Raw genomic sequence first — 20,519 nt, forward strand, 5'->3', positions numbered from 1 at the left:
GTGGTGCAAGGCCACTACAGTGTGGCGAAATTAATACGGATGCCGCCGCGGCGGCAATCGGGCCGCCGGCGGCGTCGTGTGCGGACCGGCCCGGGGGCGGCCCGCGCGCAGGTCAGGTCAGGCGGCCTGCGTCGAGCGCGGGCGGCGCACCACCGGCTTCTGGCCGAGCCCGATGCTCTTGGCGAGCTCGGAGCGCTGGGCCGCGTAGTTGGCGGCGACCATGGGATAGTCCGGCGGCAGGCCCCACTTCTGGCGGTAGGCCTCCGGGGTGAGCCCGCGGCCGGCGAGGTGGCGCTTCAGCGTCCGGTACCGGCGCCCGTCCTCGAGGCTGATCAGGTAGTCGGGCGAGACGGTCTTCTTGATCGGCACCGGCGGGGTCAGCCGCTCGGGCTCCGCCGGAACGGCCGTGCCGAGCCGGCTCACCGCCTCGTGGACGCTGCGGATCAGGCTCGACAGCTCGCCCACCGGCACGCTGTTGTTCGACACGTAGGCCGACACAATATCGGACACCAGGCCGATCATCTGAGGCGTTTCGACGTGGTCAGCTGAACTCATTGCGGTCCTCGAGAAGTGCGGGCCCCCGTCCGAGGTGATGGATGTTACGCCAGTCTCCGTCAACTGCAAGGTGTCTGGATCAACACAAGAGGCGGATCTGCTTTAGAGGAATTTCATTCCGTAGGGGCATGAGTGCCCGTCGACGTGGCGGGCCGGACCGGGAAATACCGTCGCGGGACCGCGGGCGGGGCAAAGGCGGGACACCGCGAGCCGGTGCGAACTGGCCGCGAAAACGTTTTCAGATCAACGATTTGCGCGTGAGGCGGGCGCTCGCGGGCGCGGCGTTCGTCGGCGTGCCGTGCGCTCCGGCCGGGCGCGCCGCGCCGATCCGGCCCGCGGTTAATAAATGGTAATGTCGGCCGGCCAATACGTTTTCGGCATTCTCATCGGCGCGCAGAAGTCCAATCCAGGCCCGCCCGCTCCGGCCGTCGCGGCCCCGCGTGATCGCGCGAAACCGCGAGATCGACCTGCTCTCGCGGTCGCGTCCGCGCTCCCAGGCCGGCGGTCGATGTGATCGCCAGATCACGCGAAGTGTTTCGGCCGAACGTGGAACCTGGATGACTTTGCGTCACGCCGAATCGGCGCAGGAAAAGCTTCCTTGGCGGGTGCCATGCCGCCGGCTGATCGCCGGACGGACGGTCCCGGATCGAGGATGAGCGCGGGCACCGGCCATCCTCGCGTCGGGTCGGGTCGAAGGGCATGCGCTGCCCGGCAGGCCAAAAACGGGCCAGGCCGGCGCTTCCCCGGCGCGGCCTTGCCGGATTGTCCCGAGCGGCAGGGTCGCACGGCGCCCCGGTCACGTGGATGCGTCGGAATGCCGCGCGCGACCGGGCCGGTTGTCCACCGGCCCGGAGGCGGTCCGGCGGCCTCAGCGCGGGGTGCGGAAGACCTGCAGGTCGAGGTCGCGCACCTTCTTGCGCAGGGTGTTGCGGTTCACCCCCAGCAACTCGGCGGCGCGGATCTGGTTGCCGCGGGTCGCCGCCAGCGCCGCGCCGATCAGCGGGCCCTCGATCTCGCGCAGCACCCGGTGATAGAGGCCGGGCGGCGGCAGGGTGTCCCGGTAGCCGGAGAAGTACTCCGACAGGTGCCGCTCCACCGCCGCCGACAGGCCCTCGGCCTCCCCGTTCCCCTTGCGCGCATTCCCGCCTTGCGCGGGCGCGGCGAGCGGCAGGGTGTCGAGCTCGGCCTCGATCACCGGGCCGGTGATCGTCTCCTGGGGGTAGAGCGCCGCCAGGCGCCGCACCAGGTTCTCGAGTTCGCGGACGTTGCCGGGCCAGCGGTAGCGCTTGAGCTTCTCCATGGCGTCGCCGTCGAGCTGCTTGCGCGTCAGGCCCTCGCGCTCGACCAGGACGAAGAAGTGGCGCACGAGATCCGGCACGTCCTCGGAGCGCTCGCGGAGCGCCGGCAGGCGCAGGGGCACGACGTTGAGGCGGAAGAACAGGTCCTCGCGGAAGATCCCCTGCTGGATCGAGACCCGGAGGTCCTTGTTCGTCGCCGCGATGATGCGGACGTTGGTCTTGATCGGCACCCGGCCGCCGACGGTGGTGTACTCGCCCTGCTGGAGCACCCGCAGGAGCCGGGTCTGGGCCTCCATCGGCATGTCGCCGATCTCGTCGAGGAAGAGGGTCCCGCCCTCGGCCTGCTCGAAGCGGCCGGCGGAGCGCGCGGTGGCGCCCGTGAAGGCCCCCTTCTCGTGGCCGAACAATTCGGATTCGATCAGGTCGCGCGGGATCGCCGCCATGTTGACCGGCACGAACGGCCCGGAGCGGCGCCTTCCGTAATCGTGGAGGGCACGCGCCACCAGCTCCTTGCCGGTGCCGGATTCGCCCGTGATCATCACGGTCAGGTCGGTCGGCATCAGGCGGGCCAGCGAGCGGTAGATCTCCTGCATCGCCGGCGAGCGGCCGACGAGCGGGATGTCCTCGTTCTCCGGCGGCGCGCCGGGCGCCGTGCTGCCCCGCGGGCGCGACAGGGCGCGGCCGACGATCGCGGTCAGCTCCTTCAGGTCGAAGGGCTTCGGGAGATACTCGTAGGCGCCGCGCTCGGAGGCCCGGATCGCCGTCATGAAGGTGTTCTGCGCGCTCATCACGATGATCGGCAGGTCCGGCCTCACCCGCTTGATGCGGGGCAGGAGGTCGAAGGCGTTCTCGTCGGGCATCACCACGTCGGTGATGACGAGGTCGCCCTCCCCCTGCGCCACCCAGCGCCACAGGGTGGCGGCGTTGCCGGTCGAGCGGACCTCGTAGCCGGCGCGCGACAAGGCCTGGTTGAGCACGGTGCGGATGGCGGCGTCGTCGTCCGCCACGATGATGTGTCCGTTCGGCATGGCGCTCACTCGGTCTCGGCGGAGGATTCGCGCCCGTCGCGGGCATGCGACATCGGCAGGAGGACGCGGAAGGTGGTGCGGCGGGGGGCGGGGTCGCACTCGACGATGCCGCCGTGGTCGCCGACGATCTTGGCGACGAGCGCGAGGCCGAGGCCCGACCCTTGCGCCTTGGTGGTGACGAAGGGGTCGAACAGGTCCGGCAGGAGCTCGGCCGAGACGCCCGGGCCGTTGTCGCGGACGGCCACCTCGATCGGCAGGCTCACCCGCTCGCGCGAGCCCGGCACCTGGAGGCGAAGCCCCGTGCGGAAGGCGGTCGACAGGACGATCTCGCCGTCGACCGCGTCGGCGCCGATCGCCTCGGCGGCGTTCTTGACAAGATTCAGGATGACCTGGATCAGCTGGTCGCGGTTGCCGAGCACCGGCGGCAGCGAGGGATCGTAGTTCTCGACGAAGCGGATGTGGCGGGCGAAGCCCGACTGGGCCGAGCGCTTCACCTGGTCGAGGACGCCGTGGACGTTGACGGGCCCGCGCTCGACCGGACGCTCGTCGCCGAACAGCTCCATCCGCTCGACGATGCGCACGATCCGGTCCGATTCGTCGCAGATCAGCCGGGTGAGCAGCCGGTCGTCCTCGGCGGCCGACTGCTCGAGGAGCTGGGCCGCGCCGCGGATGCCGGCGAGCGGGTTCTTGATCTCGTGGGCGAGCATCGCGCCGAGCGCCACCATCGAGCGGGCGGCCCCCCGATGGGTGAGCTGGCGGTTCATCTTGTCGGCGATGGTGCGCTCCTGGAGCATCAGCACCACGAGGTCGTCGTCGAGATGGGTCGCGAACACGTCGACGCTGCGCTCGATGCCGGTGCGCGGCGAGGCGAGCTCGACCCGGTACTCGCTGACGCTGGCCCGGCGCCGGCGCACCTCGTTCACCAGGGCGATGATCGGCGAGGAGAACGGGATGATGTCGCGCAGGCGCTGGCGCTGCATCATCCGGCGCGAGTAGTCGAAGAAGTGCTCCGCCGCCATGTTGACCTGCAGGATGCGCTCGTCCGGACCGATGGTCAGGACGGGCAGCGGCAGGGCGTTGATGATCATCTCGCTCGTCGGGTCGCTCATGAGCGAGGCCTTCCGGGTGCGGGCGGCAGGGGGGGCTGGCGCATCGCTCATCCTCATGCGGCCTGCTGTGCAGACCGTGCGGCCTGATGCTCAGGCCGTGCGGCCGGGCCCTCGAAGGCGCGCCGCAGGAGCCGCGCGGCCTCGTCCGGGTCGGTGGTGGTGACGAGCCGGGTCCGCTCGGAGGGATCGAGCCCGCCGGCATGGTCGGCATAGGCCGCGAGGTGCTTGCGGGCGTGGCGCACGCCCATCCGGGCGCCGTAGAGCGCGAGCAGGCCGTCGTAATGCTCGGCGGCGAGCTCGGCTTTTGCCACGGCGTCGGGCTCCGCGACCGCCTCGCCGCCGAGCCCCGCGGCGACCGCCGCGACGAGCCAGGGCCGCCCGACCGCCGCCCGGCCGATCATCACCGCGTCGGCGCCCGAGGCCGCGAGGCAGGCCCGGGCGTCGTCGAGGTTCGCTATGTCGCCGTTGGCGACGACCGGGATCGCGACCGCCTCGCGGACAGGGCGGATCGCCGCCCAGTCGGCGCGGCCGGTGTAGAATTGCTGCCGGGTGCGGCCGTGCACCGTGACGGCGGCGTAGCCGAGCCGCTCGGCCCGCCGCGCCAGGTCGGGGGCGTTGCGGGTGGCGTCGTCCCAGCCGAGCCGCATCTTGACGGTGACCGGCACCGAGACCGCCTCGCGCACCGCGGCGAGCAGGCGCTCGGCATGGTCGAGGTCGCGCATCAGCGCCGAGCCGGCCTGGCCGCCGGTCACGGCCTTGGCCGGGCAGCCCATGTTGACGTCGATCACGTCGGCGCCGTTGGCTTCGGCGAGGCGCGCGCCCTCCGCCATCCAGCGCGGGTCGCAGCCGGCGAGCTGGACGATGTGGGGCAGCACGCCCTCCCCCTCGGCCCGCAGGCGAGCCTCCGCGATCCCGCGGGCGAAATCCTCCGCCGCCACCATCTCGGAGACGGTCGCGGTGGCGCCGAGCCGGCGGGCGATCCGGCGCATGTGCAGGTCGGTGACCCCCGACAGGGGCGCCAGCAGCGCCCCGCGAGCGAGCAGCGCCCCGCGCGCTGACCGCGCGGCGGACGGCGATCCCGTTGGCAGCGCTGCCGGCCCGGCCCCCGGGGCTTCGTCGCTCAAATAATGGTCAGTCGTCATTGTGCACAGCAAATAGCCAAAACCCGGTCGGACGCAAGCGCGTTCGGACTTCGATCCTCGAATTGCCCGTGAATGGGGTGGTGGGTGGCCCAGGCCCGAGCCCTGTCTCAAGACGGCGGCCGGCGGCCGGCGTGCGGTGGCGTTCCGCGGCGGCTCTCGCCTATGCGGAGCAGGATAAGGATGCATCGCGGCGAAATGGAAGCGGCGGCGTCCGGGCTTTGCTGCGCTGCGGATGGCTGACGAGTCCGAGCCGGTGCGAGACGGATGTCGCTTGCCCGCGCCAGCCGTAAAATGAGGTCGCTTGGTTTGAGATTTCCAGAAAAACGCCGTATCTCGCTCCGATTTTGCAAAGTAGAGCGCATCCCCCTCTCCCGTGTGGGAGAGGGGTCAGGGGTGAGGGTGGCGCGGCTTCAGAATTGAACTCAACCGTTGAGCTGCCAGCGCGACGGCCACAGCTTTATGCTGAAGCGCACCACCCTCACCCCTACCCCTCTCCCACACGGGAGAGGGGATCCCGCGACTTCCTCGTATTGGGAACATTGCGCGGAAACGACATCATGCATCGTGCGCAACCGGGGGTCTCGAATGTTGCGCGGACAAGCGCCGACTCCCCCGCCAGGACCCGCCCGCAGCGCGTGTTCTGTCCACGCGGTACCCCCCCTTCCCCTGGTGCATTTGCCTCGAATGAGCGCCGCCGCTAAGGAGCGGGCAATTCCGGGAGCGACCCTTTTGACCCTTTCCCAGATCGCCGCGGTGGTCGTCGCCGCGGGGCGCGGCATCCGCGTCGGCGGCGACACGCCCAAGCAGTATCGCCGCGTCGGCGGCCAGGCGGTCCTGACCCGGACCCTGGCGGCGCTCGCCGCCCATCCGGGCATCGACCGGATCCAGGTGGTGATCGCCGCCGACGCCGCCGCCTTCTACGACGAGTGCCTGGGCGATCTTCCGCCTGCGGCGCGGGCGAAGCTCGCCCGGCCGACCGAGGGCGGCGCCACCCGTCAGGCCTCCGTCCGGGCCGGGCTCGCGGCCCTGGCGCGTGACGGCGATCCGGACCTGGTGCTGGTCCACGACGCCGCCCGCCCCTTCGTCGACGGCGCGCTGATCGACCGCGCGATCGCGGCGGCGCGAGACCACGGCGCCGCCGTGCCGGGGGTGCCGGTGAGCGACACCATCAAGGTGGTCGAGCCGGACGGCCGGGTACGCGCGACCCCGGAGCGAGAATCCCTGCGCGCGGTGCAGACCCCGCAGGCGTTCCGCTTCGCGCTCCTGCACGCGGCCCACGGGCGCGCCGCGTCCGAGGGACTCGACGGCTTCACCGACGACGGCGCGCTCGCCGAGTGGGCCGGCCTGCCGGTGGCGGTCTTCCCCGGAGACCTGCGCAACCGCAAGATCACCCAGGCCGCCGACCTCGTCGAGGCCGACCGCGCCTTCTTGCCGGAGCCCCGCTCCGGTCGCCCATCCGTGGAAGACCCTGCCATGACCCTTCTCACCCGCCTCGGCACCGGCTTCGACGTGCACGCCTTCACGGAGGGCGACCACGTGTGGCTCGGCGGCGTGCGCATCCCGGCCGATCGCGGCGTGCTCGCCCATTCCGACGGCGACGTGGTGCTGCACGCGCTCACCGACGCGATCCTCGGCGCGCTCGCCGACGGCGACATCGGCGTGCACTTCCCGCCGAGCGACCCGCGCTGGCGCGGCGCCTCCTCCGACCAGTTCCTCGCCGACGCGGTGCGGCGGGTGTCCGAGCGCGGCGGGGTGATCGACCACCTCGACATCACGGTGCTGGCCGAGGCGCCGCGGATCGGCGCCCATCGCGACGCGATCCGGACCCGGATCGCCGAGATCGCCGGCGTGCCGCTCTCGGCGGTGTCGATCAAGGCGACGACGACGGAGAAGCTCGGCTTCGTCGGCCGGGCCGAGGGCCTCGCCGCCCAGGCCGCCGCGACCATCCGGCTCCCGGAGGCGCGCGCCTGATGTTCGATGCCGCCCTCATCACCCGGGCGAGCGTGCTGATCGCCGCCTATCGCGAGCGCCAGGCGCGCCTCGTCACCGCCGAATCCTGCACCGGCGGCCTCGTCGCCGCCCTGCTCACCGAGGTCGCGGGCTCCTCTCAGGTGGTGGAGCGCGGCTTCGTCACCTATTCCAACGAAGCCAAGGCCGAGATCCTCGGCGTCGACTTCAACCTGATCTCGGCCCACGGCGCGGTGAGCGAGCCGGTGGCGAGGGCGATGGCGGAAGGCGCGCTCGCCCATTCCCGCGCCGACGTGGCGCTCGCCATCACGGGCATCGCCGGTCCCGGCGGCGCGACGCCGATGAAGCCCGTGGGCCTCGTCCATTTCGGCCTCGTCGCCGCCGGCCGGGCGACCCGGCACATCGAGCGCCGCTACGGCGATCTCGGGCGCTCCGAGGTCCGGCGCTGCGCCGTCGAGGACGCGCTCGGCTTCCTGGAGATGGCGCTGGAGAAGGTGTGATACGGAAATCCGGAAGATCACTTCCGGATTTCCGTATCACCAGCCCGCGCGGCGGAGCCGGCGGCTCCGCACGCTTGAGCGAAGCCGAAATCCGCATCGCGAAGCAATCGGGCGGATTTCGTACGAGGGGGGGCTCCCTCACAGGTCCAGCACCCAGGTCTCCCCCACCAGGTCCCGCCCGAACGAGCGGTGCGGCGCGCTCTCGGCTAGGCGGAAGCCCGCCTCGGCGTAGATCCGCCGGGCGGCCGTGAGCACGTCGTTGGTCCAGAGGCTCAAGCACCGGTAGCCGCGCTCCCGGGCGCCGGCGATGCAGGCCTCGGTCAGGCGCCGGCCGAGTCCCTGGCCCCGGGCGGCGGGCTCGACGTAGAGCAGGCGCAGCTTCGCGACCGTGTCCGAGTGCGGCGCCAGGAACACGCTGCCCATGACGTCGCCCTCCTGCCCGGCGATCCAGGCCCCGGCCCGGGCCGGGTCGAAGTCGCGCACGAACCCGGCCAGGATCTCCGCCACCAGGGCCTCGAAGGAGAGGTCGAAGCCGTACTCGGCGGCGTAGAGCACGCCCTGGCGGTGGGCGATCCAGCCGACATCGCCGGAGCGCAGGCCGCGCAAGGTCGCGGGCTCCCCGCCCTGCGAGGGATCGCCGAGGAGCCGGCGCACCCGCGCCATCGCGCCGACGAGCGAGGCCCGGTCGCGGGGCGAGAGCCGCGCCAGCAGGGCGCCGACCTCCTCCCGCGCCGACGCGTCGAGCGGCGCGAAGGCGGCCCGTCCTTCGGGGGTCAGGGCCAGGACCTGGCGCCGCCCGTCGCCCGCGGCGGTCCGGCGGGTCACCAGGCCCTGGTCCTCGAAGCGCTTGAGCAGGCGGCTCAGGTAGCCGGCATCGAGGCCGAGATCCTGGCCGAGGACCGAGGCGGTCAGCCCGACCGAGGCGGTCAGACGATCGCGATGGGCGAGCTCGTAGAGCACCCGCGCCTCGGTGAGCGAGAAGGCGCTGCGGTGCAGCCCCTCCTCGAGGAGGCCGATCTGCCGGGTGTAGAACCGGCCGAAGGCCCGCACCGCCGCGACCATCTCCGGATCGACCTCCGCGTCCATCGCCACGTCATGCGCCACGTCATGCGCCATCGGCCCGCCTCCCGTTCGAAGGCAGGATCGTCCAGATATTTGACTCAGTCAACTGTTGGTGCCGCCCGCCGCCAGCTGCCCGACGAGGTCGCGCACCTGCCCGATCCGGAAGGGCTTTCGCAGGAAGGCGACGTACCCGGAGGCGCGCTCGCGCACGGTCTCCTCCGGCATCGAGCTCATCAGCACGACCGGGATGGCCCTCGTCCCCGGATCGGACGCGAGGGCGGCCAGCATCGCGGGTCCGTCCATCACCGGCATCATGAAGTCGAGGAAGATCAGGTCGGGCGGGCCGGCCGCGACGCGGGCGAGGCCCTGGCGGCCGTTGGCGGCGGTGACCACGCGGTGGCCGTCGTCGGACAGGACCGCGTCCAGCAATTCGGCGATGCCGAACTCGTCGTCCACGATGAGCACCGTCGCCACGGGCCTATTCCCCGCCGCTTCTCATGCGGTCCCGGTCGGCCAGGATCGCCTCGGCCCGGTCCGGGCCGTCGTCGATCGCCAGGCCGCCCGGCCGGATGTCGAAGACGCGCAGGTTCGGGTCGATCCGCGCGTCGCGCGCCTTGGCGACGGCGATCAGGCGGTGGACGCCGGAGCGCAAGGAGCAGGAGCGCATCAGCACCACGTTCTCCGCGACGCTGGAGGTCTGGCGCAGGGAGGAGCCGCCGGAGGGCGCGTCGATGAAGGTGCCGCGCAGGTCGGTCTCCCGGGTGTACATCGCCGTCGCGCCCAGCGCCCTGAGCTCCGCCGTGAGGGCGGCGAAGATGCGCAGGATCCGGTCCTGATCCCCTGCGATCCGGCACATCGCGTCCAGACCGTCGATGAACACGCGCCGGACCCCCCGGTTCCGGATCGCCTCGAGGAGGTCGGTGCAGACCTCGTCGATCAGCCCCTCGGTCGCCGGCTGCCACGTCACCGCGACCCGGCCCTCCTCGATCAGGCCGGCGACCGGCAGCCGCAGGGCCCGCGCCTTGGCGAGGATCGCGGCCTCGCTCTCGTAGAAGCCGCAGAAGAGGCCCGGCGCCTCCGGGTCGGCGCCGAGGAACTGCAGGCCGAGCGTCGTCTTGCCGATGCCGGCGGGACCGCCGACCAGGGTGGTGGAGTGGTGCGGCAGGCCGCCGCCCAGCATCGCGTCGAGGGCGGGGAGCCCGGTGGTGAGGGCTGCGCCCTCGACGTGGTCGCGCCGGCTCGGCACCCGCAAGGACGCCTCGATGCGCGGAAACACCCGGATCCCGCCATCGGTGATGCGGACGGCGTGGCGCCCGCGCAGGAAGCCGCTGCCGCGGAACTTGCACACTTCGAGCTCGCGCTCGGCCCGCCGGCCGACGAGCCGGCTCGACAGGGCGATCAGCCCGTCGACCATCGTGTGCTCGGCCGCCACCCTGTCGGCTCCGGCGGAGGCGCTGGTGAGGAGGAGCACGGTGGCGCCGGTGGCGGCGGCCTGGGTCTGCAATTCATGGATGAAGGTCTTGAACGCGAGCGTCGAGGACGCGGTCTCCTCCGCCGCCACCAGCCCGTCGAGGACGACGAGGCTCGCCTCGCGGCGGGCCGTCTCGCGGCGCAGCAGGGTCAGGAGGCCGGCCAGCCCCTCGTCCTGCAGGGTGCGGAAGGCGCTCAGGTACGCGATCCGGTCGGGGATCAGGGCGGGGTCGAAGAAGCCGAGCGGCGCGATGTGGCCGAGCATCCGGGAATGGCTCTCGGCGAGCAGCGTGACGTAGAGCGCCCGGTGCTCGGGCGAAGCGCCGGCTCGGGCACCCGCATGGGTGTAGCAGGCCTGGTTGCCGAAGATGGTCTTCCCCGAGCCCGGCGTGCCCTGGACGATGTAGACGCCGCCGCGGAACAGCCCGCCGCCGAGGATCGCGTCGAGGCCGGCGATCCCGGTCGGCACCCGTTCCAGCCCGCCATAGGCACCGGCCTGTCCCATGCTCGGTCCCACCCCCGTCATCCGCATGCTCGGTCGCCGTGTCGTCTAGAGCATTTTCCGACGAAGCGGATACCGGTTCGTCGAAGAAAATGCATCGAAATCAAAAACTTAGAGAGCTTCGCGATGGCAACGCGATCGTGAAGTGCCCTGGTCGTGAAGAGGCAGCGTGACCGTGAAGGTCGCGCCTTCGCCGGAGCGGCTCTCGACCGTCACGGTGCCGCCCATCGCCTCGGCGAGGCGGCGCACCAGCCACAGGCCGACCCCGAAGCCGATCGGAGCCGTCCCGGGATCGGCGACTGCGCGCTCGAAGCGCTCGAAGATGCGGGCCTGGTCGGCCGGCGGGATGCCGATGCCGCGGTCGGCGACCCGGATCCGCGCCGCCGCGCCGTCCCGGGCGCCCGAGACCGCGATCGCGCCGCCATCGCCGTACTTGATCGCGTTGGTGATCAGGTTGTCGAGGATCTGGTCGAGAGCGAGGCGCTCGCAGGAGAGCACCAGGTCGTCCGGCACCGTCACGCTCACCGCGCTGCCGGCATGGGCCGCCATCGGGCGCAAGGACGCCACGACCTCCTCCACCACCTCGGCGAGGGGCACGGGGGCGGCGAGCGGCGCGAGCTGCCCGGCCTGGACCCGGGAGACGTCGAGGAGGGTCGTCGCCCGGCGCACGTAGCGCTCGACGAGCCAGCGCAGCTGCGCCAGTCCCTGCGCCACCCGGCCTCCCGGCGCCTCGCGCTCGGCCGCACCCTGCAGGCGCTCGACCTGACCGAGGATCGGGGTCATCGGGTTGCGCAGTTCGTGCGCCACGCCGGCCAGGAACGCGTCGCGCTCGGCGAGCGCCCGGCGCAAGGAGGCGGCCTCCCGGCGCAAGGAGGCGACCTCGTCGGCGGGGTCGGCGGCCGGGATCCCGGCAAGCCCCGTCACCGGTGCGCTCATGCGCCCGCCCGCCCGCACCCGGAGAAGATCCGGAACGGCGGCGTCGGCGGCGCAGGGGGCGGGGTCGGCATCACCCGGTTGGCATAACAAATCGCAACCGGGCAGGCGAGCGGCCGCGGCCGCGCTCGGACCGCTCGTCGCGCGCCGGTTCCTGCGGGCTAAGGTCGCGGCGACCTGATGCAGCGACCTTCGGGCCGCGGCGGGCCTAGCGCCGCGGCGCCTGGACCAAGATCACCCGGGCGCCGCCGACCGGCCGCTCGCCGCCGTTGATGACGTAGAGAACCGGATCGGCCTTCGGCTGGGGCGGGATGCCGGAGACGGTCGGGATGCCGTAGGTCCCCTCGCCCCAGGCGGAGGGGACGAGCTCGTTCGGGCGCGGCAGCTTGAAGTACGGCTCGGCGACGAGGCCGGGCTCGAGCGCCCCGGCCGTGCCGTAGAGGCCGAGCGGCGCCGCGTAGGCCGTGCCCGCGAAGCCGCCGCCATAGGCCGCGAACCGCCGGCCTCGGAGATCTCCGCGCCGGACATCCCCGCCCTGGACATTCCCGCTGCGCCCGTGCAGCCCGCGCGCGTCGTAGATCGCGGCGCGACCGCTTCGCACCGGCTGGAACCGAAGGTGCCCGCCCTGTCCGACGGCGCCTCCGGCGGCCCCACGGCCCGCCGCGCCGGCCCCGCGCAACGGCTGCGCCTCGGCGCCGGCGCCCACCAGGGTGGCGGCGAGGGTGAGGACGATCAGGTCGCGACGCATGGTGTGTCTTCCCGGCTCCCGGCACTCGTCGAGGGTCAATGCCGGTCCGTCATCCTCGTTCCCGCGGGGGAGCCGCGCCAGCCGTGGCAGAGTGCGGATGCCTCGGGGCGAGGGCCCGGCTTCACCATGCGGAGGCTGCTCTCGACGTGAAGTGACGCCAGATCATTCCAGGCAACCGTAGATGTCAAAGCCGAGCCTCAGGCCGCGGCTTCCCAAGATCGACAGCAAGTGCGGATGCAACTCTACTCCCTCGTTGATCTCACGCATGAAGAGGCCGCAGAAGACGTCGCATTGGTAGCGGCGGGACAGGTCGAGCCAAACGGCCGGATCGTTCGGGAGCTTGGTGAGGAGTGCAGCGATCTGGGTGTTGAGATCGCCGACAGCGTCGGAAGCGAGCCGCCAGGATCCCGATCGGGCGACGACCTCGCGGCCCGATGCCGTGCGACGCGTGTCGCCTTGGCGTGCACAGCCGGTCGGCTCGACGCCCAGCAGCCTCGTGACCTCGTCCGGATCGAGCGCCGCTCCAAGGATGCGCAAGCTCACGGTGGTGCGTGCGAGTTCAGGCATCCGGCGCTTGCTCGAGGGTGATCCGCGCGATGTCGGCGCGAATCGTGCCGTACGCGCCGAAGCAAGGCCCGCACTCGATCATCCACTCGCCCGGGCGACACCCGACGCCAAGCTCCCACGGCTGCACCTCGCGCTCCTCCGCGCGGCGAAGCGTCAAGCTGCCGATGACGTTCTGATGACTGAAACCGCGCACGTCCGCGTCGATCCAGGCAGCCAGCTCGAACACGAAGGTTGCGCTTTTGCCATGGTGATCGAGCGCGATGCGAAGAGTGCTCGGGCCACGCCTGTCGAGAAGCAGGCTGACGACCTCGGCGTCCCCGAACTCGGGCGCGCCGTCGAACCAATCGATGAGGGCGCGGCCACCGGGAATGCGGGCGAGCGATGCGGCAAGGTCCTGCTGCGCCTGGGCCCGGATCTGGCGGATTTCATCCATGGACCGCATCATCGGTCCAGCGTGGCACGCCTTCCCCTGCGTTGTCGAGGCGTGGCAGCTTCCCGACCCCCGGCCCTCCTCGCGCGGTCGCCTCCCGGAACCCCCGACGGAAGTCTCACGACCTAAGTCTCACGACGAATTGTCGGATGGGCCGCGAAGGCCGGCTGGCTTAACGATTCGTGTCGGCGGCGGATCACGCGCGAGCGGGCGGTTTCAATCCCCCTGCCCCGCGGAAGGCGCCGCCCGACACCCGGTTCACCCTCAAGCGCGCCACCCCCGACGCGGCGAAGATTCGCGCGGCCGACGCGTGCCGTTTTCACGGAAACGCTCCTCAAGGAGGACATAACCCCATGGCAAGCTCAGCCGCCCTCGGGAAAGCCGGCGATGCCGCGCGCCCGATGACGCGGGAGGAGAAGAAGGTCATCCTGGCCTCCTCCCTCGGCACCGTGTTCGAGTGGTACGACTTCTACCTCTACGGCTCGCTCGCCGGCATCATCGGCGCGCAGTTCTTCTCGTCCTACCCGCCGGCGACCCGGGACATCTTCGCGCTGCTCGCCTTCGCGGCGGGCTTCCTGGTGCGGCCCTTCGGCGCCCTGGTGTTCGGGCGCGTCGGCGACATCGTCGGGCGCAAGTACACCTTCCTCGTCACCATCCTGATCATGGGCCTGTCGACCTTCATCGTCGGCATCCTGCCCAACGCCGCGCAGATCGGCATCGCGGCGCCGATCATCCTGATCGTGCTGCGCCTCGCGCAAGGCCTGGCGCTCGGCGGCGAGTATGGCGGTGCGGCGACCTACGTCGCCGAGCACGCGCCGCAGGGCCGGCGCGGCTTCTACACCAGCTGGATCCAGACCACGGCGACGCTCGGCCTGTTCCTGTCGCTGGTGGTGATCCTGGCGGTGCGGACCTTCACGGGCGAGGCCGCCTTCGCCGAGTGGGGCTGGCGCATCCCGTTCCTGGTCTCGGTGCTCTTGCTCGGCATCTCGCTCTGGATCCGGCTGCAGCTCAGCGAATCGCCGGCCTTCCAGCGCATGAAGGAGGAGGGCAAGACCTCGAAGGCGCCCCTCACCGAGGCCTTCGGCCAGTGGCGCAACGCCAAGATCGCGCTCATCGCGCTGCTCGGCCTCGTCGCCGGTCAGGGCGTCGTCTGGTACACCGGTCAGTTCTACGCCCTGTTCTTCCTGCAATCGATCCTGAAGGTCGACGGCTACACCGCCAACCTCCTGATCGCCTGGGCGCTCCTGCTCGGCACCGGCTTCTTCGTGGTGTTCGGCTGGCTCTCGGACAAGATCGGCCGCAAGCCGATCATCCTGGCCGGCTGCCTGATCGCGGCGCTGAGCTTCTTCCCGGTGTTCAAGCAGATCACCACGCTGGCGAACCCCGCCCTCGAGAAGGCGATCGAGAACGTCAAGGTGACCGTGGTGGCCGATCCGGCCCAGTGCGGCAGCCTGTTCAACCCCGTCGGCACCCGGGTGTTCTCGGCGCCGTGCGACCTCGCCCGCGACTACCTCGCCAAATCCTCGGTGCGCTACACCACCGAGGCCGGACCGGCCGGCCAGCCGACCGTGGTGCGGGTCAACGGCACCGAGGTCCCGTTCGCGGCGGGTGCGCCTGCGGCGGAGTTCAACAAGGCCGCGGCGAGCGCGCTCCAGGCGGCGGGCTACCCGAAGGCGGGCGACGCCCAGGTCGTCAAGATGTCGAACCCGTTCGACATCTTCCGGCCGCAGGTGGCCGGCGTGATCGGGCTCCTGTTCGTCCTCGTGCTCTTCGTCACGATGGTCTACGGCCCGATCGCCGCGGCCCTGGTCGAGCTCTTCCCGACCCGGATCCGCTACACCTCGATGTCCCTGCCCTACCATATCGGCAACGGCTGGTTCGGCGGCCTGCTCCCGGCCACCGCCTTCGCGATGGTGGCCCAGACCGGCGACATCTATTACGGCCTCTGGTACCCGATCGTCATCGCGCTGATGACCTTCGTGCTCGGCCTGCTCCTGGTGCCCGAGACCAAGGACCGGGACATCTTCGACGACCGGGACACCGCCGCGCGCTGACGCCGAGGATGGTGTGACGTGAGGGGCGCCCGCGGCGTGAGGCTGCGGGCGCCCTTTTCTTGTTCGGGCCGACGCCGTTCCCGCGCTTTACGTCGTCCCGGGGCTCGTCGACGACGAGAACCCGGGATCCATCACCGCTCACGTTGGAAAAGGAGGTGGATCACGTTCCGCCTCGTTCCTGAACGGTCGGCGGTCATGGATCGAGGGCTCCGCTGCGCGGCCCCGGGATGACCGACACCGTCGCGTGAACCACAGCGGGAGCGAACCGGACTCGTCCCCGAACGGGTCTCTTCCAGAACGGAAAAGGCCCGCCTCGGCGAGACGGGCCCCACCACTCACCCAAGCCGGTCGATCACCGGCAGGTCGTCACCCGGCGCACGATCCAGCCCTCGCCGTCGACGAAGAGCTTCTTGCGCGAGGTGGAGCACTGGGCGTCGTCGGCATCCGCGGCGGGCGCGGTGACGCTCGAGGTCGCGGCGACGTCGCGGGTGGTCCCGGCGCCGGCCTTCGGCGCCTTGTCGACCGCGGGCGCGGCGCTCGCGGCGAGCGGGGCGCCGGCCGTGGCCAGGGCGGCCAGCAGGGCGAGCAGGGGCAGTCGGGCGCAGGGACGCGCACGCATGGTCGGTGATCCCATCGGTTGAGTGCCGAGCGGCAATGTCCGGCGTGGTGGCTCTGGACCGCTCTCTCTTGCCATGGATAAGTCGCGAGCGCCCGAAGAGTTGCGCCGTGCAAGCGTGTCCGTTCCGAAAACGGTAAACACGGGGGTGCGACGCCGCGGTGACATTTCGCACGGCGGCCCATGACTTGACGCAACGCTCGCCGCGGGCAGGCCGGAGACTTGCGGCCGGCCGTCGGGGAGGCGGATCGGGAGGACTGTGACGTACCGGAGAACGGCCGAAGTCGCTCCGGGTTCCTGACCCAGGGAGCGGCCCGGCCGGATCGAGGCCTCTCCCTGCGTCAGGCCGGCACCGCCCGCCCCTGCCCGGCCTGGCGCTGCACCAGCCAGAGGGAGATGGCGACGTTGAGCAGGTTCCAGCCGATGCCGTTGGCGAAGGCCGCCGCGTAGGAGCCGCTGAGGTCGAAGATCACCCCCGACAGCCAGCCGCCGAGCGCCATGCCGAACAGGGTCGCCATGATGACCACCCCGACCCGGCCGCCGGCTTCGCTCGCCGGAAACAGCTCGCGCACGATGATCGCGTAGGCCGGCACGATGCCGCCCTGGAACAGGCCGAACAGGGCCGAGATCACGTAGAGCGAGGTCAGCCCGTCGAAGGCGAGGTAGAGGAGCAGCGCCACGCCCTGGAGCACCGAGCCGACCAGCAGCGTCGGCAGCCCGCCGATCCGGTCGGCGAGGAAGCCGGAGGCGACCCGGCTGACGATGCCGAAGCCGAGCATCAGCGAGAGCATCTCGGCGCCCCGGGCGACGCCGTAGCCGAGGTCGCCGCAATAGGCGACGATGTGGACCTGCGGCATCGACATGGCGACGCAGCAGGCCAGCCCCGCGACGACGAGGAGGCCCTGCAGCACGTTCGGCGGGAGCCCCAGCGTGCCGCCCGCCCCCGACGCCCCGCCCCGCTCGACGCCTGCGACCGGCGGGCGCGGGCGCATCAGGAGAGCGAGCGGCAGCATCGTGGCGAGGCAGAACAGCCCGATGCCGGCCTGCGTCGCGCGCCAGCCGTAGGCCGAGACCGCGTGCTGGACCAGCGGCGGCCAGATCGTGCCGGCGAGGTAGTTGCCCGCCGCGCAGATCGAGACCGCGATGCCGCGCCGGCGCGCGAACCACAGCGAGATGTCGGCCATCAGGGGCCCGAAGGCGGCCGACGAGCCGAGGAGCCCGATCAGGATCCCGTGCGCCAGCGCGAACTGCCACAGGCTCGTCGAGAGCGCGGTGGCGCCGTAGCCGAGGAACAGGCAGGCCCCGCCGAGCACCAGCGGCGTCAGGATGCCGAACCGGTCGGCGAGCTTGCCCATCAGCACGCCGCCGAAGGCGAAGCCGATCATCGTGAGGGTGTAGGGCAAGGCGGCGGCGCCCCGGGCGGCGCCGAACTCCGCCTGCACGGCGGGCAGCACCACCACCACCGACCACATGCCGACGCCCCCGATGGTGGTCAGCAGCACGGAGACGACGAGGCGGCGCCAGGCGGCGGCGGAATCGAGCCCGTCGGCGGGCATCGCTTGGGTCGGCACGGGCGTGTCCTCGAATCTTATGGCTTTGCCCGTGCTGTAGCAGCCGGGCGGGCCGGCGAGGAGCGTTCCGGGCGCAACCCCTGCCCGCACCGGGTCACGCCCCGGCGACCGTTCCGGGATACTTCGCTGCGAGGTCCCGGCGCATCGCCTCCCCCCAGTCGCGGCCGCGATCAAGCTTGGGCGTGCGCAGCGGCACGTCCGCCACCAGGCTCGCCGGGCGCCCGGAGAGCAGCAGCAGCCGGTCGGCCACGGCAAGCGCCTCCGGCACGTTGTGGGTCACCATCAGGACCGCCGCGCCGCGGGAGCCCGCGCTGCCGAACACCGCCGCCCGCAAGGAGGCGGCCGCCGCGTCGTCGAGGGAGACGAAGGGCTCGTCGAGGACGAGGAGGCCCGGCGCGAGCGCCAGCGCCCGGGCGAGCGCGACCCGGCGGGCCATGCCGAGCGAGAGCGCCCGCGGGTAGCGGTCGCGCCAGGCGCTCAGGCCGAGCTCGTCGAACAGCGCGTCGAGGGATTGCCGACGCTCCGGCCGCGGCAGGGAGAGGCGCACGTTCTCCTCGACGGTCCGCCAGGGCAGGAGCCTGGGCTCCTGGAACACCATGCCGATGCGCAGGTCCGGGCGCGTGGTCAGGCTGCCCTCGTAGTCGCGGTCGAGGCCGAGCAGGATGCGCAAGGTGGTGGTCTTGCCCGCCCCCGAGGGGCCGATCAGGCACAGGGTCTCGCCGCCCCGGACCGAGACGACGAGGTCGCGCACCGCCTCGACCGGCTCGGATCTCTCCGGGCGGTAGACCTTGCGGCGGACCGTTAGGGTCAGGATCGGGTCGGCCGCCGCGCGGCGGAACTCGGCGCCGGCGGGCATGGTCAGCGCCATCGGCGGGCCCGGGCGTCGAGGGGCTGGAGCAGCACGGCGTCGACCGCCAGCATCACGGCGCTGAACACGAGGCTGTAGCCGATCAAGGCCGCGACGTCGAAGAGCTGGAAGTAGTACGAGATCGCGTAGCCGACGCCGTTCGGCCGGCCGAGCAGCTCGACCACCAGCACGATCTTCCAGGCGAGCGAGACGCCGGAGCGCGCGGCGGCCACCGCGAAGGGCTCGAGCTGGGGGATGAGGACGTGGCGGATCCAGGTGCGGCGGTCGTAGCGGTAGGCCTGCGCCATCTCCTCCAGGCCCGGATCGAGCCCGCGGGCGCCCTCGCGCAGGATCACCGCGACGTTCGGCATCTTGTTCAGCGCCACCGCCAGGATCGCCGCCGTCTCGGTCAGGCCGAGCCAGATGTAGGCGAGCACCGTGATGACGAGGGCCGGGGTGTTGAGCAGCACGAGGAGCGGCGTGTCGAGGAGCCGGTCGGCCGCCCGCGAGCGGCCGAGCGCGATGCCGAGCGCCGCCCCCGTCGCCATGGCGAGGCAGAACGAGGCCGCGACCCGCCACAGCGTGACCCCGATGTTGCGCAGGAGATCGCCCGAGGCCGCTTCCCGCACCAGGAACGCCGCCACCGCCTCCGGCGACGGCAGGGTGCGGGGATCGACGCTGCGGCTCGCCAGCCACCAGGCGGCGAGGAGCAGGAGGGCCGAGCCGAGGCGGGCGAGGAGGGCCATCAGGCGCGCCGCCCCGGGGCCGTGCGGCGGCTCCCTGCCACCCGCGACCTCATCCTGAGGTGCCGGGCGATCGCAGATCGGCCGGCCTCGAAGGAGGGCACCAGGGGTCGCGAGGAGTTCCGGAGCCCTCCTTCGAGGCTCGCAGGCGCTCGCACCTCCGGATGCGGTCGTGGGTGGGAGAGAACGGGCACATCCCGAGATGTCGGCCAAGGCGCGGGCCAAGGCCCGGACCAGAGCGCCGGGCGGGCACCGCGCGGCTCAGCCATTCGGCCCGCCGTCCCAGTACAGCCCCTCCGGCAGGGTCGCGGCCGCGCCGACCAGGCGCTCGCCGCCGAGGCGGGCCAGCACCGCGTAGAGGCGCTCGGCGTCCGAGCGCTCGGACGCCGCCGTCCGGCGCGGGATGCCGTCGAGAAAGGCGCGCTTGAGGGTGGCGTAGGTCGCCTCGTCCTCCGCCGCCATCAGCGGGCGCACGGGAGCCCAGGCTGCCTCGCCCGCGGCCAGCGCCTGCTTGGCCCGGGCCGAGGCGCGGGCAAAGCCTGCGACGGTGTGGGGCTCGCGCTGCAAGAGCGCCTCGTCGAAGACGTAGCCGAGGAGCGCGATCGGGCCTTCGACCCCGAAGGCCTCGGCGATGCCGTCGGCGCCGATCAGGCGGCGGAAGCCCCGCGCCTCGAGCCGGGCGCAGAAGGTCCAGTACAGGAGCGCGGCGTCGAGCTCGCCCGATTCGAGCTTGCGCATCAGCAGCGGCGGCGCGCCGAAGACCGGTTGCGCCGCGCGCTCGAGGTCGAGCCCGTCCTTCTCGCGGGCCCGCGCCCGCAGGAGCAGCCAGTTCTTGTCGAGCGGGCCCCCCGCCACCCCGAGGCGCTTGCCGGCGAGGCCGGCGACCGAGGTCAGGGAGCTTCCCCCCGGCACCATCAGGGCGCCCTCGGTCGAGGAATAGGGCAGGAACTTCACCGCCCGCCCCTCGGCCCGCAGGCGCGCGGCCCAGAGCAGGTCCGACACGATGGTGTCGACCTGGCCGCCCTGGAAGGCGATGCGGGCGGCGTCGCTCCCGGCGAGGCGCACGCCCTCGAGCGACAGGCCCTCCGCCGCGTCGATCCCCTCCGCCTTGATGACCGCCGCCTCCCAGGAGACGGTGCCGAACGGCAGCAGCCCGACCTTGAGCGGCGCCGGTGCGGAGGCCTGCTGCGCCCCGGCCGCACGGAGCGCGATCGGCCACAGGCCGGCCGCCGCCATCAATCCGCGCCGTGAGAGCATGGGCCCCCTCCTCCTGTCCCCGTCCGTGTCGCCGGCCGTTTCCCGAAGAGAGGTAGGCGGCGCGGGCGGCGGCGTCCACCGCTTGCGCGCCGGGCCGAGAGGCCGCACCCTGGGCGGGT

19 protein-coding genes are annotated in these 20,519 nt (G+C 72.2%); 3 read left to right on the forward strand and 16 right to left on the reverse strand.

Features of this window, described 5'->3' with window-relative positions; translation table 11 throughout:
- Nucleotides 1-117: 117 nt before the first annotated feature.
- From DK419_RS26120 to dusB, 4 genes are all read right to left on the reverse strand, one after another.
- A complete protein-coding gene (locus tag DK419_RS26120) occupies nucleotides 118-555 on the reverse strand; it encodes a Ros/MucR family transcriptional regulator (RefSeq protein WP_109961666.1) in 438 nt (145 codons plus the stop codon).
- A gap of 868 nt (nucleotides 556-1,423) precedes the next feature.
- A complete protein-coding gene (gene ntrC / locus DK419_RS26125; RefSeq protein WP_109961667.1) occupies nucleotides 1,424-2,881 on the reverse strand; it encodes a nitrogen regulation protein NR(I) in 1,458 nt (485 codons plus the stop codon).
- 5 nt (nucleotides 2,882-2,886) lie between these two features.
- Nucleotides 2,887-4,047 (reverse strand): two-component system sensor histidine kinase NtrB, encoded by a 1,161-nt coding sequence (locus DK419_RS26130; RefSeq protein WP_425352618.1) that lies wholly within the window; start codon nucleotides 4,045-4,047, stop codon nucleotides 2,887-2,889.
- The gene (gene dusB / locus DK419_RS26135; RefSeq protein WP_109961669.1) at nucleotides 4,044-5,132 is read right to left on the reverse strand and encodes a tRNA dihydrouridine synthase DusB; all 1,089 of its coding nucleotides are present in this window, start codon (nucleotides 5,130-5,132) and stop codon (nucleotides 4,044-4,046) included. The genes DK419_RS26130 and dusB overlap by 4 nt, the downstream gene beginning before the upstream one ends.
- A 729-nt stretch (nucleotides 5,133-5,861) precedes the next feature.
- Between dusB and DK419_RS26140 the strand changes: the two genes are divergently transcribed.
- Nucleotides 5,862-7,103, forward strand: a complete 1,242-nt coding sequence (locus DK419_RS26140; protein ID WP_245442723.1) for a bifunctional 2-C-methyl-D-erythritol 4-phosphate cytidylyltransferase/2-C-methyl-D-erythritol 2,4-cyclodiphosphate synthase — start codon at nucleotides 5,862-5,864, stop codon at nucleotides 7,101-7,103.
- The gene (locus tag DK419_RS26145; protein WP_109962512.1) at nucleotides 7,100-7,600 is read left to right on the forward strand and encodes a CinA family protein; all 501 of its coding nucleotides are present in this window, start codon (nucleotides 7,100-7,102) and stop codon (nucleotides 7,598-7,600) included. Before DK419_RS26140 ends, DK419_RS26145 begins: the two co-directional genes overlap by 4 nt.
- Nucleotides 7,601-7,738: 138 nt before the next feature.
- Here DK419_RS26145 and DK419_RS26150 read toward each other — a convergent pair whose 3' ends face one another.
- From DK419_RS26150 to DK419_RS26180, 7 genes are all read right to left on the reverse strand, one after another.
- Nucleotides 7,739-8,716 carry a bifunctional helix-turn-helix transcriptional regulator/GNAT family N-acetyltransferase gene (locus DK419_RS26150; RefSeq protein WP_245442724.1) on the reverse strand — a complete coding sequence of 326 codons (978 nt, stop codon included), beginning with the start codon at nucleotides 8,714-8,716 and terminating at the stop codon, nucleotides 7,739-7,741.
- A 48-nt stretch (nucleotides 8,717-8,764) separates the two neighbouring features.
- Nucleotides 8,765-9,136, reverse strand: a complete 372-nt coding sequence (locus DK419_RS26155) for a response regulator (protein ID WP_109961671.1) — start codon at nucleotides 9,134-9,136, stop codon at nucleotides 8,765-8,767.
- A gap of 4 nt (nucleotides 9,137-9,140) precedes the next feature.
- A complete protein-coding gene (locus DK419_RS26160) occupies nucleotides 9,141-10,637 on the reverse strand; it encodes an RAD55 family ATPase (RefSeq protein ID WP_245442725.1) in 1,497 nt (498 codons plus the stop codon).
- Between the two features lie 108 nt (nucleotides 10,638-10,745).
- Entirely contained in the window at nucleotides 10,746-11,570 is an 825-nt protein-coding gene (locus tag DK419_RS26165) for a sensor histidine kinase (protein ID WP_109961672.1), read from the reverse strand.
- Nucleotides 11,571-11,775: 205 nt separating this feature from the next.
- Nucleotides 11,776-12,315 carry a hypothetical protein gene (locus tag DK419_RS26170; protein WP_109961673.1) on the reverse strand — a complete coding sequence of 180 codons (540 nt, stop codon included), beginning with the start codon at nucleotides 12,313-12,315 and terminating at the stop codon, nucleotides 11,776-11,778.
- 162 nt (nucleotides 12,316-12,477) lie between these two features.
- Entirely contained in the window at nucleotides 12,478-12,882 is a 405-nt protein-coding gene (locus DK419_RS26175; protein ID WP_109961674.1) for a DUF4279 domain-containing protein, read from the reverse strand.
- A complete protein-coding gene (locus tag DK419_RS26180) occupies nucleotides 12,875-13,315 on the reverse strand; it encodes a hypothetical protein (protein WP_109962515.1) in 441 nt (146 codons plus the stop codon). Before DK419_RS26180 ends, DK419_RS26175 begins: the two co-directional genes overlap by 8 nt.
- A 398-nt stretch (nucleotides 13,316-13,713) precedes the next feature.
- Between DK419_RS26180 and DK419_RS26185 the strand changes: the two genes are divergently transcribed.
- A complete protein-coding gene (locus tag DK419_RS26185; protein ID WP_109962516.1) occupies nucleotides 13,714-15,366 on the forward strand; it encodes an MFS transporter in 1,653 nt (550 codons plus the stop codon).
- A 352-nt stretch (nucleotides 15,367-15,718) separates the two neighbouring features.
- Here the strand turns inward: DK419_RS26185 and DK419_RS26190 are convergent, their stop codons facing one another.
- From DK419_RS26190 to DK419_RS26210, 5 genes are all read right to left on the reverse strand, one after another.
- Nucleotides 15,719-15,985, reverse strand: coding sequence for a hypothetical protein (locus tag DK419_RS26190; RefSeq protein WP_109961675.1), 267 nt, complete (start codon nucleotides 15,983-15,985; stop codon nucleotides 15,719-15,721).
- Between the two features lie 338 nt (nucleotides 15,986-16,323).
- Complete coding sequence (locus tag DK419_RS26195) at nucleotides 16,324-17,538, reverse strand: MFS transporter (RefSeq protein WP_109962517.1); 1,215 nt, start codon at nucleotides 17,536-17,538, stop codon at nucleotides 16,324-16,326.
- Between the two features lie 109 nt (nucleotides 17,539-17,647).
- Nucleotides 17,648-18,409, reverse strand: coding sequence for an ATP-binding cassette domain-containing protein (locus DK419_RS26200; protein ID WP_109962518.1), 762 nt, complete (start codon nucleotides 18,407-18,409; stop codon nucleotides 17,648-17,650).
- Nucleotides 18,410-18,411: 2 nt separating this feature from the next.
- Nucleotides 18,412-19,146: an ABC transporter permease gene (locus DK419_RS26205; RefSeq protein ID WP_109961676.1), complete on the reverse strand. Its 735-nt coding sequence runs from the start codon at nucleotides 19,144-19,146 to the stop codon at nucleotides 18,412-18,414.
- A gap of 258 nt (nucleotides 19,147-19,404) precedes the next feature.
- Nucleotides 19,405-20,400, reverse strand: a complete 996-nt coding sequence (locus DK419_RS26210; RefSeq protein WP_109961677.1) for an ABC transporter substrate-binding protein — start codon at nucleotides 20,398-20,400, stop codon at nucleotides 19,405-19,407.
- Nucleotides 20,401-20,519 lie beyond the last annotated feature (119 nt).

Source organism: Methylobacterium terrae (genome assembly GCF_003173755.1).
GTDB lineage: Bacteria > Pseudomonadota > Alphaproteobacteria > Rhizobiales > Beijerinckiaceae > Methylobacterium > Methylobacterium terrae.

Coding starts and splice junctions, on each gene's coding strand:
- DK419_RS26180 (WP_109962515.1), bottom strand. CDS start 13,315: ATGGATGAAATCCGCCAGATCCGGGCCCAGGCGCAGCAGGACCTTGCC.
- DK419_RS26160 (WP_245442725.1), bottom strand. CDS start 10,637: ATGGGACAGGCCGGTGCCTATGGCGGGCTGGAACGGGTGCCGACCGGG.
- DK419_RS26190 (WP_109961675.1), bottom strand. CDS start 15,985: ATGCGTGCGCGTCCCTGCGCCCGACTGCCCCTGCTCGCCCTGCTGGCC.
- DK419_RS26170 (WP_109961673.1), bottom strand. CDS start 12,315: ATGCGTCGCGACCTGATCGTCCTCACCCTCGCCGCCACCCTGGTGGGC.
- DK419_RS26165 (WP_109961672.1), bottom strand. CDS start 11,570: ATGAGCGCACCGGTGACGGGGCTTGCCGGGATCCCGGCCGCCGACCCC.
- DK419_RS26195 (WP_109962517.1), bottom strand. CDS start 17,538: ATGCCCGCCGACGGGCTCGATTCCGCCGCCGCCTGGCGCCGCCTCGTC.
- dusB (WP_109961669.1), bottom strand. CDS start 5,132: ATGACGACTGACCATTATTTGAGCGACGAAGCCCCGGGGGCCGGGCCG.
- DK419_RS26210 (WP_109961677.1), bottom strand. CDS start 20,400: ATGCTCTCACGGCGCGGATTGATGGCGGCGGCCGGCCTGTGGCCGATC.
- ntrC (WP_109961667.1), bottom strand. CDS start 2,881: ATGCCGAACGGACACATCATCGTGGCGGACGACGACGCCGCCATCCGC.
- DK419_RS26130 (WP_425352618.1), bottom strand. CDS start 4,047: ATGAGGATGAGCGATGCGCCAGCCCCCCCTGCCGCCCGCACCCGGAAG.
- DK419_RS26185 (WP_109962516.1), top strand. CDS start 13,714: ATGACGCGGGAGGAGAAGAAGGTCATCCTGGCCTCCTCCCTCGGCACC.
- DK419_RS26150 (WP_245442724.1), bottom strand. CDS start 8,716: ATGGCGCATGACGTGGCGCATGACGTGGCGATGGACGCGGAGGTCGAT.
- DK419_RS26120 (WP_109961666.1), bottom strand. CDS start 555: ATGAGTTCAGCTGACCACGTCGAAACGCCTCAGATGATCGGCCTGGTG.
- DK419_RS26200 (WP_109962518.1), bottom strand. CDS start 18,409: ATGCCCGCCGGCGCCGAGTTCCGCCGCGCGGCGGCCGACCCGATCCTG.
- DK419_RS26205 (WP_109961676.1), bottom strand. CDS start 19,146: ATGGCCCTCCTCGCCCGCCTCGGCTCGGCCCTCCTGCTCCTCGCCGCC.
- DK419_RS26175 (WP_109961674.1), bottom strand. CDS start 12,882: ATGCCTGAACTCGCACGCACCACCGTGAGCTTGCGCATCCTTGGAGCG.